The sequence below is a fragment of the Bifidobacterium sp. WCA-178-WT-4B genome (genome assembly GCF_009696495.1).
GTDB classification, from domain to species: domain Bacteria; phylum Actinomycetota; class Actinomycetes; order Actinomycetales; family Bifidobacteriaceae; genus Bifidobacterium; species Bifidobacterium infantis.
The window spans coordinates 81,201-95,735 of sequence record NZ_VULV01000011.1 but is presented as its reverse complement, the minus strand read 5'-3'; the positions used below and the strand labels follow the sequence as shown (position 1 = coordinate 95,735).

Annotated in this window: 12 protein-coding genes and 1 pseudogene; 3 read left to right on the top strand and 10 right to left on the bottom strand. The window is 63.8% G+C overall.

The features are described from left to right. Positions 1–120: pseudogene (locus tag FYJ31_RS08635) on the top strand (IS30 family transposase); the annotation flags it as partial. Positions 121–309: 189 nt separating this feature from the next. Here FYJ31_RS08635 and FYJ31_RS08630 read toward each other — a convergent pair. The 8 genes from FYJ31_RS08630 to FYJ31_RS08595 form a co-directional block, all read right to left on the bottom strand. Next, a complete protein-coding gene (locus FYJ31_RS08630) occupies positions 310–612 on the bottom strand; it encodes a hypothetical protein (RefSeq protein WP_154536489.1) in 303 nt (100 codons plus the stop codon). Between the two features lie 4 nt (positions 613–616). Beyond that, the gene (locus FYJ31_RS08625; protein WP_065473932.1) at positions 617–2,023 is read right to left on the bottom strand and encodes an MFS transporter; all 1,407 of its coding nucleotides are present in this window, start codon (positions 2,021–2,023) and stop codon (positions 617–619) included. A gap of 71 nt (positions 2,024–2,094) precedes the next feature. Continuing rightward, entirely contained in the window at positions 2,095–3,051 is a 957-nt protein-coding gene (locus tag FYJ31_RS08620) for a nucleoside hydrolase (protein WP_065435884.1), read from the bottom strand. A 98-nt stretch (positions 3,052–3,149) separates the two neighbouring features. Then, a complete protein-coding gene (locus FYJ31_RS08615; RefSeq protein WP_143723148.1) occupies positions 3,150–3,935 on the bottom strand; it encodes an ABC transporter ATP-binding protein in 786 nt (261 codons plus the stop codon). Continuing rightward, positions 3,928–4,770 carry an ATP-binding cassette domain-containing protein gene (locus FYJ31_RS08610; protein WP_154536488.1) on the bottom strand — a complete coding sequence of 281 codons (843 nt, stop codon included), beginning with the start codon at positions 4,768–4,770 and terminating at the stop codon, positions 3,928–3,930. The genes FYJ31_RS08615 and FYJ31_RS08610 overlap by 8 nt, the downstream gene beginning before the upstream one ends. After that, positions 4,760–5,701: an ABC transporter permease gene (locus FYJ31_RS08605; protein WP_065435887.1), complete on the bottom strand. Its 942-nt coding sequence runs from the start codon at positions 5,699–5,701 to the stop codon at positions 4,760–4,762. Before FYJ31_RS08605 ends, FYJ31_RS08610 begins: the two co-directional genes overlap by 11 nt. Further along, a complete protein-coding gene (locus FYJ31_RS08600) occupies positions 5,701–6,666 on the bottom strand; it encodes an ABC transporter permease (RefSeq protein ID WP_032744490.1) in 966 nt (321 codons plus the stop codon). The genes FYJ31_RS08605 and FYJ31_RS08600 overlap by 1 nt, the downstream gene beginning before the upstream one ends. 130 nt (positions 6,667–6,796) lie before the next feature. Further along, a complete protein-coding gene (locus FYJ31_RS08595) occupies positions 6,797–8,461 on the bottom strand; it encodes an ABC transporter substrate-binding protein (RefSeq protein ID WP_012578285.1) in 1,665 nt (554 codons plus the stop codon). 257 nt (positions 8,462–8,718) lie between these two features. On the opposite strand from FYJ31_RS08595, the gene coaBC reads away from it, so the two are divergent. Continuing rightward, the gene (gene coaBC / locus FYJ31_RS08590; protein WP_154536487.1) at positions 8,719–10,032 is read left to right on the top strand and encodes a bifunctional phosphopantothenoylcysteine decarboxylase/phosphopantothenate--cysteine ligase CoaBC; all 1,314 of its coding nucleotides are present in this window, start codon (positions 8,719–8,721) and stop codon (positions 10,030–10,032) included. Positions 10,033–10,035: 3 nt separating this feature from the next. Continuing rightward, positions 10,036–10,803, top strand: a complete 768-nt coding sequence (locus FYJ31_RS08585; RefSeq protein WP_012578287.1) for a type III pantothenate kinase — start codon at positions 10,036–10,038, stop codon at positions 10,801–10,803. 70 nt (positions 10,804–10,873) lie between these two features. Here the strand turns inward: FYJ31_RS08585 and FYJ31_RS08580 are convergent, their stop codons facing one another. Both FYJ31_RS08580 and FYJ31_RS08575 read right to left on the bottom strand, forming a co-directional pair. After that, the gene (locus tag FYJ31_RS08580) at positions 10,874–12,295 is read right to left on the bottom strand and encodes an ABC transporter substrate-binding protein (RefSeq protein WP_195839484.1); all 1,422 of its coding nucleotides are present in this window, start codon (positions 12,293–12,295) and stop codon (positions 10,874–10,876) included. Between the two features lie 147 nt (positions 12,296–12,442). Then, positions 12,443–14,518, bottom strand: coding sequence for a beta-galactosidase (locus FYJ31_RS08575; RefSeq protein WP_012578289.1), 2,076 nt, complete (start codon positions 14,516–14,518; stop codon positions 12,443–12,445). Positions 14,519–14,535: the final 17 nt, after the last annotated feature.

Below are 14,535 nucleotides of genomic sequence, written 5' to 3'. Positions count from 1 at the left end.
AACGACACCCCCATGAAGCTCCTCGGCTACAAAACGCCCAACGAGGTATGGGACGAGGAGATGGCCAAGCTACAATCAAAACAAACCGACCCGAAACCAGCCGTTGCACTTACAAGTTGAATCCGGGCGCCGGCGTTCATATGGTGGCCAAGGTTCTTTGACAACGATTCCGCCACGCCTTCAAGCAGAACGCTTCCATACCGCCAATCATGCTCTTGTAATGGCAGAATCGTCAATCCGAAGTGATGGCAAAACACAACAGTTCGGGGCATAGACAACGATGAGGGCCGGCACAAGCCGGCCCTCATTTCACTTCGCCACGACCTGACGGCCCTGCACCCACACTGCGCGGATGTTCTCGGGTACGGCAAGATTGAGGATCTTCTGGAAGATGTCGGCGGGTGGCTCCTGCTCACCGTCCGGGATGCGGCGGTATACGCCATGCCGCCGAGCTTCGTCCCGCTCGACGGCATACCGTTCGGCATCCGGCTGGAGCACGGACGTGCTGATGCCCCGGTCATCAATCAGGAACAGGGCGTTGTGGAAATACGCGACCTCGTCGCACGTGCGCGCGGTGAAGCCGGATCCTTCAATGGCCAGGGACAGCGTCATGGCATCAGTCCTGCGCGTAGATCTTCTTGCGGAACACGAGGAACACGATCAGGCCGAGCGTCATGACGCCGGCGCCGATGAGCAGCAGGTTCGCGTATCCGGCCGCGGCACCGGTGGCGCCGGTGATGCTGGAACCGGCGAGCGCCTGCGATCCCATGAGTCCGCCGATGATGGAGATGCCGATGGAGGCGGTCACGTTCATCAGCAGATCGTTCATGCCCACGCCACGGCCGGACTCCTCCTGCGGAATCGTGCTCAGCACGGTGGAGACCACGGGCGAATACATCAGACCCACGCCGCAGTAGAACACGCATGCGGCGATCGTCAACGCCAGGAAGCCGGCGTTGACGGCCAGGGCGGCGGACACGAAGCCGGCGATCATGAGGCATGCGGCGATGATCAGCGCGGCCTGCTTGCCGATCCTGCCGATGATCAGGCCGGAGCAGGTGCCCACGATGGCCGCGCACACGAACGCCCACACGACGTACGTGGACACCTGGGCGGTGGTCATGCCGTACACGGTGGTGCCGATGCCGTTGAACAGCGGGGAGATGCAGTAGTTGGTGAAGTAGAACACGAGGATCAGCGACATGGCCGCCAGCCAGCGCGTGTTCTTGAAGAAGGCGGGGGTCACGAACGGATCGGAGGCCTTGGCGATGTACACGGCGAAGACCGCGAACAGCGCGACGGCCACGATGAGCATCCACCATGCCATGTAGGAGAAGAACAGGGTGAGGAACGCGCTGGCCAGGCCGAAGATGGTGAAGCCGATCCAATCGACCTTGTCGCCGCTGCCCTGACGTCCGGGCAGGCTCTTGAGCAGGGTGGGCAGGAAGAGGATGGTGACGGCGGGGATGAGGAACAGGTACTGCCAGGCGATGGAGCTGAGCGCGCCGGCGGCGAACACGCCGATGGAGGCGGACAGCTGGTAGCCGGCGGTGTACAGGCCGAAGAACACGACCTTGAGCTCGTTCTTCAGATATTTGGTGGTGATGACCAGATACACGGAGCCGGCCACCTGTTCGCCTGCGGTCTGCAGCACGCGGGCGACGATGACGGTCCACAGGTTCGCGGGGAAGAAGAAGTTGGCCACGAACCCGAAAACGGAGCCGACGAACAGCATGATCAGGCCGACGATGACCAGTCGCTTCAGGGAGACGAAGTCGCCGAGCGAACCGTAGATGAAGCACACGATGCCGAGCACGATGCTCGGGAAGGCGGTGATCAGCGAGGCCTGGGCCGGGGCGCCGACGTCTTCGCCCACCTGGGTGAACACGAGGTTGAAGCCCTGCAGGCACAGGGTGCCGAGGATGAAGGTGATGAGCAGCAGCACCAGGGCCTTGACGGCCGTTTGGGTGGTGACCTGCTCGTCGGCGGACTTGACGTCCGCGGTGTTGGTCGATGATGTCATGGAATTCCTCTCTGTTCTCTGTTTGCTATGCTCTGTTTGCGGTGTTCGGCATGTTCCGTGCGCCGACGCAGTTACTCTGCGTGCTTGGCGAGCGCGGTGATGCGGGTCATGAACTCGTGCAGGAAACGCGGCACGTCGACGCCGACCGCGGCCTTCATGGTCTTGACCGGATCGTTGAGGCGCGTGTTGTCGCCGATGGTGCGGCCGCGCGTGGGGCCGTCCACATCCACCTTGAGGTTCATGGGCAGGGTGTCGACCAGCGTGGGGTCCACGGCCACGCCGACCGCCAGGGGGTCGTGCAGGCCGCAGCCGCCCAGATGCGGGGAGGTCGTCTCGTATGCCTTGATGTAGAAGTCGGTCATGTCCGCCAGGAACGCGCCGGCCTTGGTACCCAGATCACGCCACTGCCGGGTCTCCCGGTAGGTGAGCAGGGTCTGGAGCGTCACGTCGAGGCCGATCATCGTGGCCGGGGCGCCCGAACGGAACAGGTAATCGGCGGCGTCGGGATCCTGGGAGATGTTCGCCTCCTCCCAGGCGTTCACGTTGCCGCAGACGGTCAGCGCACCGCCCATAAGCACGATGCGGCCGATCTCGTCCTTGATCTCCGGCGCCTTGCGCAATGCGGCGGCGATGTTGGTCATCGGGCCGGTGGGCACGTAGACGAGCTCCTTGCCGTACGTCTTGGCCGCGTCGATGATGAAGTCGACCGCCGGCTCGGATTGCGGTTCGCGGTTCGAATCGGGGATCGAGACGTCGCCTATGCCGTTGGCGCCGTGGATGAACTTGGAGATCTCCAGCACCTCGAACGAGTCGGTGGTGCTGGAGTGCGGCAGACCCTTGTACACCCCGACTTCCGGGTGGCCGAGCAGATCGGTGATGGCCAGCGCGTTGCGCACGCCCTGGTCGAGCAGCACATTGCCGTATGTGCCGGTGATGCCGATCAATTCCACTTCCGGACTGCCCAATGCGTATGCGATGGCGAGCGCGTCATCCACACCGGTGTCAAGGTCGAGAATGAGCTTTGTCATGAAACACCCTTCCCTTGGGGGGGGGCGAGACCGAATGGCCGTCACTGATTCCCCCGCAAGCATCATCTATGATAGTCGCCATGCCGCGATGGTGCGCGTCAGAGCGAGGCGGCCTCGATAAGCCGTCTGGTGTAATCGGATTGCGGGTCGCCGAGCACCGCGGAGGTGACGCCCGTCTCCTCGACCCGCCCGTCATGGAGCACCACGATACGGTCGGCGATGTGCCGTACCACGCCGAGATCGTGGGAGACCATGATGATGGCGGTGTCCGGGCGGGCCGCACGGATGGCGGCGAAGGTGTCGAGTATCTGGATGCGGGCGGCCACGTCGATGGCGCTCATCGGCTCGTCGGCGAGTATCACTTTGGGTTCGTTGATGACGGCGCGGGCGATGGCCACACGCTGCGCCTGTCCGCCGGACAGGTCGATCGGGTATCGGTCCAGGAAGTCCGCCGGTTCGAGGCCGGCCATGGTCAGGGCCGAGGCCACCCGTTCGGCGATGGCCGCGGATCCAAGGTCACGCCGTTGCAGGGTCAGCGGTTCGGCCACCGATCTGGCGACTCGCCATCGTGGGTCGAGCGAGGAGAACGGGTTCTGGAACACCAGACCGGATTCGCGGCGCAGGGCCCGCCCTCCCGGCGACCTGCGGCCCGGGGCCACGGATTGGCCCTCGTAGTCCACGCTGCCGGCGTCGGCGGGTTCCAGGCCCAGCATGATGCGGGTCAACGTGGATTTTCCAGAACCGGAGCCGCCGATCACGGCGAGGCATTCGCCGGCATGGACGTCGACGGAGACGTCGAAGAGGACTTGGTGGCGTGCGGCGCGCGGGCCGAAGGATTTGGTGATGGAGTGGGCGGAGAGGAGCGGCACACTGCTGTTACTCATGCGAATCCTCCTTGGGAGTGTGGAGGGTGAGGGTTTGGGCGGCGGCGACCAGGCGCTGGGCTTGTGGTGTGGTCGGCGCGGCGAGCAGATCGGCGGTGGCCCCTGATTCGATGATGCGGCCGGCGTCCAACACGTAGCATCGTTCGGTGGCCCGCGCGAGCACGGAGAAATCGTGGGTGATGAACAGCATGGATGCGCCGGCGTCGTCCACCAGCGAGGTCAGCAGGTCCACGATCTGGCGTTGCGTGATGGAGTCGAGCGCCGTGGTGGGTTCGTCGGCGATGATGAACCGCGGCGAGGTGATCAGCGCCGTGGCGATGCCTACGCGCTGCTGTTGGCCGCCGGAGAGTTCATGCGGGTATTTGCCGGCCACGTCACGGCCCAGTCCGACCTTGTCCAACATGAAGGCCACCCGGTCGGCGCGTTCGGCTTTGCTCAGATCGTAGTGCATGTGCAACGGCAGGGCGATCTGCTGTGCCGCGGTCATCACCGGATTGAGCGCATGGGCCGGATTCTGGAATACCGTGCCCACATACCGGCCTCGCAGGTCGGCGAGGACATGCTCGTCGGCGTATGCGCAACGCGCGTTCCCCGCCAGCCCGTCCGCGCCGCCGTCTTCGCCGGACAGCACGGAGGTGTCCCCCATCGTGATCTCGCCGGACGGCACGGCCTCATGCGGCAACAGGCCGAGCAGCGATTTGGCGATCATCGACTTGCCGGAGCCGGAGGCCCCTATCAGGCCCACCCGTTCGCCGTCCGCGATGGACAGGTCGACGCCCCCGATGATCGGTGTGCCGCCGATGACGATGCGCAGTCCACGGATCTCAACGCTCATCGTCCGCCTCCTTCGCCGCCGACGCGGCGTCTGCGTGCACGGCGCGGCCGACCCCGGCCGATCGCCGCAGCGCGGGGTTGGACACCGGGTCGGTGGCGTCGCGCAACGCGTCGCCGAACAGGTTCAGCGCGACCACCACCAGGGTGACGATCAGACCGGGCCACACCACCGTCAACGGAAACACGTTGATGAGTTTGACCGAGGTGGCCAGCGAATGGCCCCAGCTCGGCACCCCCGCGCCGACGCCCACGCCCAGATAGGTCAGGCCCGCCTCGGCCAGCACCGAGGTGCCCGCCGACATCGACGATTGCACCATCAGCACCGGCGTGATGTTCGGCACGATGTGTCTGACCAGTACGCCGAACCCGCTGGCGCCGTTCGCCCGGGCCGACTGCACGTATCCCGAGCGGGCGGCGAGCAGGGCGGCCGGACGGGCGACGCGCGCCAGATGCAGCCCGTAGCCGATGGAGCACGCGCCGATCACCACGGCCGCGGATGCGCCGAACGGCACGGCGAGCAGCAGGGCGATGAGCACGGTGGGGATGGAGATCAGCGCGTCGACCACGGCGACCGACGCCGAGGCGAGCACCGCGGAACGGGCGACCATAAGCCCGACCAGCAGCATGCCGATGCAGGCCGAGCAGATGACGGTCAGCAGGGCGATGGCAAGGTTCGTGCGCGATCCGGCCATCAGCCAGCTCAGCACGTCCGCGCCGGTGCCGTCGGTGCCCAGCCAATGCGCGGACGACGGCTTGTCCCACACGTGGTAGCCGTCGGTGGCCAGCAGCGACTGCGGGGTCCAGAACAACGACACCAGGGCGACGACCATCCACAACCCCAGCACGATCAGCGAATAGCGGCCGGTGCCCCGGGACCAGATGGTGCCCAGAACCACGCCCGAACGACGCCATCGACCATTGCGATCAACCATCATTCCTCCTTTCCGGCGGCCAGACGCGGGTCAAGCAGCGCGTGCAGCAGATCCACCGCCAGGCCGATCAGCAGGAAGAACGCGGCAAGCAGGAACAGCTCGCTTTGCACGGCCACCAGATCGCGGTTGCCGACATCGCCCACCAGCAGGGCGCCCAGACCGGGCAGGGCGAACAGGTTCTCCACCACCATCACGCCGGTGATCATCGAGGCGAACGCCAGCCCCACCACCGAGACGAGTTGCGGAGCCGCCAACCGCAATCCCACGCGCACCAACGCCTGGGTGCGGGTCATGCCGCAGGACATGGCCATATCGATCGGACCTCCCTCATCGGCGATGCCTTCCAGAATGGAGCGCGTGTAACGCATGATGCCCGCACCGGACACGAATCCGGTGGCAAGCGCCGGCAGGATCAGGGACGAGACCGCCCGCCCAGGAGCGCCCCACCCAGCGGCGGGGAACCCCTGCGAGGGCAGCAGACCGACAAGGCCCACGCCCCGCGCGAACAGGAGGATGAGCAGCAGGCCGCTCCACAGGGCCGGCACGGCGCCGCCCACGATGGACAGCACGCGCAGGAAACCACGCACGGCCGGCGACCGGGAGATCACGGCGGCGGCGCCCATGGACAAGCCGAGGGTGAGCGCGATGGCCAGACTCATCACGATCAGCGGGAACGTGATCGTCGCACGTTGGCCGACCTGGGAGGTCACCGCCCGTCCGGTCAGCGCCGACACGCCGAGGTCGCCGTGCAGCAGCCCTCCGGCCCAGTCGAGATACTGCACGACATACGGCCGGTCAAGGCCGAATTCGGCGCGCAGGGCCGCCACACGCGCCGGCGATGCGTTCATGCCGGCCATCACGACCGCCACGTCGCCCGGCAGGATGCGCAGCATCGCGAACACCAGCACCGAAATGCCGAACAGCGCCGCCGCGAACAGCAGCAAGCGTTGCATCAAGAACCGCATAACGCCTCCCTTATCGATTCCCTCGGATTCCCTCGCCACCGCCCGTGGCGTCATCGGCCGGATGGGCCGTCCACGATCGGGCGCGCCACGGAATCACCCCCGCGCCGCGCCCGACCGATGGGTTCCGGGACTACTTGGTGTAGGTGATCCGCCAGAGGGGCAGCACGGTCTGGCTCAGGTTCTGCGGGAAGCCGTCCACGCCCTTGGCGTAGGCGATGGTGACCTTCCAGCTGAACAGCCAGTCGGCCGGCGCGTCCTCGGAGACGATCTTCGCGGCCTTGGCCAGATACTTCGAGGCCTCGTCGTCGGAGGTGGCCTCCAGCGCCTTGGCGTACAGGGCCTGCACGTCCTTGTTGTCGTAGTGGAAGTAGTAGCTCGGCGTGGTCCATCCGTAGAAGTCGTGGCTTTCGGCATGGTCCACGAGCGAAAGATCGTAGTTGCCGTTGGCGTGCACGTCCTGCAGCCAAGTGGAGAACTCCACGTAGTTGATCTTCAGGTCGATGCCGATGGGCTTGAGCTGGCTCTTGAGCTGGTCGCCGAGCTCGGTGCCGTACACGTTGGCGTAGGTGAGGGTCAGGTCCAGCGGCTTCGACTCGGAGTATCCGGCCTGCTCCATGAGCTTCTTGGCCTTGGCCACGTCATGCGGGTACAGGCCGCTCAGATCCTCGTAACCGGGATCGACCTTGGGGATCGGACCGCCGAGGGGGGCGTCCACGCCGCCGCGCGAGGCGATGATCTGCTTATGGTCGATGGCGTATCGGATGGCCTGGCGGACGCGCTTGTCGGAGAGCTTGTCGTTGGCCATGTTGAAGGCGAGCACGAACTTGTCGGAACCGTCACCGGACTTGACCACATAGTTCGGATCCTTGCGGAACGGATCGGCAAGGGTGGCGGAAATGGGCGAAAGCACCTGCACGTCGCCGCTCTTGAGGGCGTTGATGCTGGCGTTCTCGTCCGGCAGGAACCGGACGATCACGTTCTCGGTCCTCGCCTTGTGCTCGGTGCCCCAATACTTGGGGTTCGCCTTGAGCACGATCTTGTCGTTCGGGTCAAAGGAGACCACGGTGTACGGGCCCGAGCCCAACGCGCCGTTCTTCTGATCCCAGGTGGCGTCCTTGTCGTAGACCAGGCCGGGACGGCTGGTGAGGTACCACAGCATGTTCGAGTTGGGCGCGGAGAGGGTGAGCCTGACCGTGTTGGCGTCCACGGCCTCGGCCTTGTCCAGGCTCTTGACCTGCTCGTAGTCGTAGTACTTCTGGGCCTTGAGCTCGTTGATGGACCACGCCACATCCTCGGCGTCGAGCTTGTCGCCGTTGGAGAAGTTCATCTTCTCGTTGAGGTGGAATGTGTAGGTCAGGCCATCCTTGGAGATCTCCCAGCTCTTGGCCAGACCGGGGTGGACCTTGTTGTCCGAGCCACGCGAGACGAGACCCTCGTACACGTTGCCGATGAGGATCTGCTCAAGGGCCGAACCCGACTGGTGGCGGATGTCAAGATTGACCGGGGCGAGTTTGAGGCCGACGGCCACGGTGTCGGATCGGCTGGCCGAGCCGGAGGCGTTCGCGTCCTTGCCCTTGCCTTTCCCGCCGAAGACGGTGACGCCCACGATGAGCGCCGCGGCCACGACGACCGCGATCAGCGTCCACAGCCACCATTTCGGGCCGCCGTTCTTCTTGTTTGATGATTTCGCGCGCGCGTTGAGGCTCGCGTCGGTGCTGGCGGCTTGATTCGCGCCGTCGATGTTCCTGTCTTCGGTTGCGCCGGACTCGCCGTGCACACCATTGTTCTGGGACATGGATACTCCCTGATGCATTCGGGCATGCTGACGCCCGAATATGGTTTCGTTGTTATCTTGCGTGGTTGACCGCCCATTCGGGTCGATCACCACGTTCTACTATATCCCCGGACACGCCGGAGGCAATGGCTATACTGGATTGCGGCGCCGACGGAGGGTCCGCGGCGACCACAACACGCGGCGCATCGTCGGGCAACGACGCGGGAAGCGCTGGCGTGGGCACACGTGCGGCCTTGGCATAAGGCCGGGAGGCAGCTATGGCACATATTCTTCTGGGCGTCACCGGCAGCATCGCCGCATTCAAGGCCTGTCATCTGGCATCCGATTGGACCAAGGCCGGCCACGAGGTGCGGGTTATCGAAACCACAGCGGCCGAAGGTTTCGTCACTCCCCTGACATTCACCTCACTGACCCATCAACCCACCCGTACCACGATGTTCCCCGCTTATCCGGCCGCGCACGGCGACGTGACGGCCAATCCGACCGTGCCAACGACCATCAATCATGTGGCCGATGCGGCCTGGGCCAATCTGCTGGTGGTGGCCCCGGCGAGCGCCGACGTCATCGCCCGCATCGCCTGTGGATTGGCGAACGATACGCTGACGTCCACCATTCTGGCCTATGAGGGGCCGAAGATCCTATGCCCGGCGATGAACGTGCATATGTACAACAATCCGGCCACGCAGCGCAATCTGAAAACCTGCGCCGAATTGGGCTGGCAGATTGTGGAGCCGGAGGAAGGCAATCTGGCTTGCGGCGACGTGGGACGAGGCCGTATGGAAGAGCCGGCGCGCATCGAGGAAGTGGCCGCTCGGTTGCTGGCGGATGCGCAGGATGACCAGGCTCCCTCATTTTCCCCGCTCAAGGGGCTGCGCGTGCTGGTCACTGCCGGGCCAACGCAGGAGCCGCTAGACCCGGTCCGCTATCTGACGAACCATTCCACCGGCAAGATGGGGTATGCGATTGCCTCGGCCGCAGCCGAATTTGGTGCCGACGTAACGCTGGTCTCCGGTCCAGTCGCCTTGACTGCGCCCGATGCGGTGGATGTGGTGCGCGTCACGACCGCGCAGGATATGTTCGATGCGGTGGCCGACGCCTTCCCGGCGGCGGATATCACGATTATGGCCGCCGCCGTGGGCGATTTTCGCGTGGCCGAGATTGCGCCGGAGAAAATCAAGAAGGCCGGCCGCAGCAGCATCACCGTGGAGCTGGTTTCCAACCCGGATATTCTGGCGTGGGCCGGCGAACGCAAGCGCGACGACGGCTCGCAGATCCTGTGCGGATTCGCGATGGAGACCGAGCATCTGATTCGTAATGCGGAGAAGAAGCTGACGTCCAAGCATTGCGACATGCTGGTGGCCAACAATCTGCGCGACGCAGGTGCCGGGTTCGGCACCGACACCAACGTTGTCACCGTGCTCACGTCCGGAGCGGAGGATGCCGGTACCCCGAAGATCGAGCATTGGGACAAGATGGACAAAACCGTGCTTGCGCAACGGCTGTTGCTGCGGCTCGCAGCGTTGCGTTCCGGCGGCGCGAGCAATGTCGATGACGAGAACAAGGAGGCCTGACCCATGCTGATGGCGGTCGATATCGGCAATACGAATATCGTGATCGGTTTTCTGGAGGGCGACCGCATCGTCGGCTCCTACCGCATCACCACCAAGGCGACGCACACCTCAGACGAATACGGTCTGATGATCACGCAGTTCCTGGCTTTGAGCGATTACACGGCCGACGATGTGGACGATGTGATCGTCTGCTCGGTGGTGCCGAAGGTGATGTATTCCTTCCGCGCCTCGCTGATCAAATTCCTCGGATTGGAACCGATGGTGGTGGGCCCTGGCGTCAAGACCGGCATGAACATTCGTCTCGACGACCCCAAAACCTTGGGCTCTGACTGCATCGCCGACTGCGCCGGCGCCTACCACACCTATGGCGGCCCGGTGCTGGTGGCCGACTTCGGCACCGCCACCACGTTCAACTATGTGGACAGTTCCGGCACGATTCGTTCCGGCTTCATCACCACGGGCATCCGCACCGGGGCCGAGGCGTTGTGGGGGCAGACCGCCCAGCTGCCGGAAGTGGAGATCACGCAACCACAGTCGATTCTGGCCACCAATACGCGCACTGCTATGCAGGCCGGACTGTATTACACGTTCCTCGGTGGCATTGAGCGTACGATTCAGCAGTTCCGCAAGGAAATCGATGAGCCGTTCCAAGTGGTAGCCACGGGAGGGCTCAGCCGCATTTTCAAGAACAACACCGACATGATCGACGTCTACGATTCAGACCTGATCTTCAAAGGCATGGCATACATCTACTCGCGCAATGTGAAGTAACGCGGCGTGCAGGAATCGGCCGCGCATAGCGCAGTCGATTCCATCCCTCCCCGAAAACCAACTCAAAACCCTACTTAATCGTAAAGCCCTGATTGAAGCCGTATTCTCGGAGGTCTTTCTGCCATTGGGCCAGGCCGTCGGAGAGACTGACTTTCTTGCCGGGCTTCTCCAACGGTTCGAGCGGGTTGCCCTCCTCGTCCTTCATGCCCATCTCAATGGCTTCCTGTCGCTGCTGATAGTCGTGGAAACTGCTGGACCATTCGTATGCCTGGCCCACCGTAGATTTGAAGTCACTGCGCGCATACACTTCGAACGGCAGATACTGGTATCCGATCGGCACATCCTCGGCGGCCTCCGACAGTACACGGTTGAACTTCTGCTCGCCGAAATACGGGATTTCAATGCCACGGTCATTGGTAATCGTGGTTTTATCCAAAAAATCAGCGGAATTCAGGGTGGCATAATCGGCCGGGAAAGCACCGCCATCCACACGCGCGCTAATGCCTTGGGCGTTATGCGCCACAAAGTCCACGAAACGATAGGCCGCATCCGGCTTACGGGTCAGCTGCAACACGGTCAGCGCCGATCCGCCGTTTTCGGCATTGGCGGGCTGCCCACCATAGGTGGGCATGGGAGCCACGCGCCACAGACCGGACGCGCCCGGCACATTGGACAGCAGCAGCGACGGCATCCAAGCTCCGGAGAACACGGAGGCGATGGTGCCGGTGCTCACGCTGCTTTTCCACCGATCCGACCATGTGGCGGAGGTGGTATCGACAAGCCCCTCATCGATCATTTTCTGCCAGAATTCGGTGAACCGTTGGGTGCCGGCATCCTCATCCAAATCGATGGTCACGGTTTTGCCGTCGGCCGACGTGTGGAACGGCTGACCACCGGCAAGCCAGACCATCGCGTCATAGAAACTGCCATCACCCGAGTCGGCGGCGATGTACACGCCGATCTCCTTGAGCTTTTTGGCGGCCTCATAGTAGTCATCCCAAGTCTTGATCTTGGTGGCGTCCACGCCGGCTTGGCGGAACACGTCTTCGTTGTAGAAGAAACCCATCGGGCCTGAATCCATGGGCAGCCCGTAGATACGGCCGGCGAGCTGCACGGACGACCATGTGCCGAGGGTAAAGAAGTTGGAATAATCCGAGCCGATCTTGTCGGTCAGATCAAGCAATTGGCCGGAGACCGCGTACTGCAACAGTGCATAGTATTCGATCTGAGCCACGTCCGGCGTGCCGTAACCGTCCTGAATGGCGGTATTGAGATTGTCGTAGCCGGAGATGTTGGTCCATTTCACGCGGATGTCCGGATTGGCTTTTTCGAAGCGGCGGATGACCTCCCCCATGCTCGGTTCCCAGCTCCATACGCTGATCTCCGTACGGTTGTCGTCCGTAGCCTGCCCGCACGAGGCCAGGGATACGGAAAGGATGGCAGTCACTGCTATGGTTGCCATTCTTTTGATTCGCTGTCCGATCACTCGCATGGTGACGAGTGTACTAGGCGGGGCTTAAAACGGTAGATGCATCCTGCTCATGACCACCCTACCCGACTTTGCTGGAGAAACGAAAACGGCTCCCTGCTGCGATGAGCAGCAAGGGAGCCGTTGAGTAATTAGGCGCTATGCGCGGTTTTACAGCTTGACGACGAGTACGCCGTTGGGCTGGATGGCGGCCGTGTGCTCGGACTCGTTGACCTGGGCCAGCGAGGCGACCAGCGGTTCGCCTTCCACGTCCACGACCGCAACATCGTGGGTGCGGTTGAACAGGAACACGAAGTGGTTCTCGCCAGTTTCGTCCGCACGCTCGACGCGCAGCACTTCACCGCGATCGTCCTCAGCCGAAGTCTCGATGCCGAGTTCCTCCAGCAGCGCGGGCAGGCTCTTGGCCAAGCCCTCACGGCCGAGACGGGCACCGACGTATGCGGCCTTGCCGTCGCCGAAGTCGTTGACGGTGATGGCGGGAGCGCCGTCGAAACCGGTCCACTTATCTGCCTTGAAGGAGGCGACCACGTGAGCGGTATCGGCCACGGAGGTGATCACGTCGGCGAAATCGTGCGCCACGGTTCCGTTGTCCAAGTCAAGGTGGTCCATGGTGCCGGGGGCGTCGGTGCCCATCGGGGCGAATTCCTCGACGCGCACGCCCACCACGTCGCGAATGGAGCCGGGGTAGCCGCCCAGCCAGACGTGATCCCTGTCGTCCACCAGACCGGTGTAGTAGGTCACGAACAGCTTGCCGCCGTTCGCCACATACTCGCGCACGCGGCGCGTGGTCTGCTCGGACAGGATGGCCAGGCTCGGCAACACGACGGCCTCGTACTCATCCCAAGGACCACGGACCGGCACCACGTCGGCGGTCAGGCCATTGTCCGCCAGCGCGCGGAACCAGTCCAGCGGCTCGGTCCAGTGGCGCACCTCCTGCGTGGGGGTGGCGGTGTGCTCGGTGGCCCACTGGGACTCGTAGTCGAAGACGATGGCGACCTTGGACTTGACCAGCTTGGTGCTCAGCAGGCCCTCGTCAGCAAGCTTGTTGAGGTCGGCACCCAGCTCGCACACATCGCGGAAGATCTGGGAGTCGGGGCCCGCGTGGGGCACCATGGCGGAATGCCACTTCTCGGCGCCGGCCTTGGACTGACGCCACTGGAAGTAGCAGATGGCGTCGGCGCCCATGGCCAGATGGGCCAGGGAGTCGCGCACCAGCTCGCCGGGCTCGAGCCGGTAGTTGGTCGGGCGCCAGTTGACGGCGGACGTGGAATGTTCCATGAGGAACCACGGGTTCTTGCGGGCGATGCCGTCGGTGAGGCAGGCCGCGTAGGCCATCTCGTCGAAGTGGGCCTCGCCGGGCGAGAAGTAATGGTCGTTGGACACGAAGTCCACGTCATGACCCCACTTGTCGTAGTCGAGGACGGTGCAGCCCGCGGAGACCATGAAGTTGGTGGTCTGCGGCTTGGGGGCGATCTCGAGCAGGGCGTCGCGTTCGGCCTTGTAGAAGTCCAGCAGCGCGTCGGAGCTGAAACGCTTCCAATCAAGCAGCTTGCCCGGGTTCATGAAGTTGCCGTCGCCGATGAAGCGCGGCGGAATGATCTCGGAGAAATTGTTCATGCGCTGCGCCCAGAAGGCGGTGCCCCAGGCGTCGTTGACAGCGTCGATGGTGCCGTACTTCTTCTCGCACCACTTCTGGAAGGCGCGCTCGGCGTCTTCGGAATAGTCGAAGCGGTTGTGGCAGCCGTACTCGTTGCTCACATGCCAAGAGACCACATAGGGGTTGTCCTTGTAGTGCTCGGCCATCTTGCGGCACAGGTTGAGCGCGTAGTCAAGGAAGACCGGGCTGGTGGCGCGCCAGTGCTGGCGGGCACCGGGCTGGCAGACATCGCCGCGGTAGTCGACCCAGAGGATCTCCGGGTGGGCCTGGGTCATCCACATCGGCGGGGATGCGGTGCCGGAGGCGAGATCGACGGCGATGCCGGCCTTGCCGAGCTTGTCGATGACGCGGTCGAGCCAATCGAAGTCGTACACGCCTTCTTCGGGCTCAAGCTTGGCCCAGGAGAAGATGGCTACGGAGACGAGGTTGACGCCGGCCTGCTGCATGAGGGCTACATCTTCGTCCCACACTTCCTCAGGCCATTGGTCGGGGTTGTAATCGCCGCCGTACCAGATGCGGGGCTTGTTGCCCGCAAGTGGCTGCGGCCACTTGAACGCTCTATGTTCCATGATGATTCGGTTCCTTT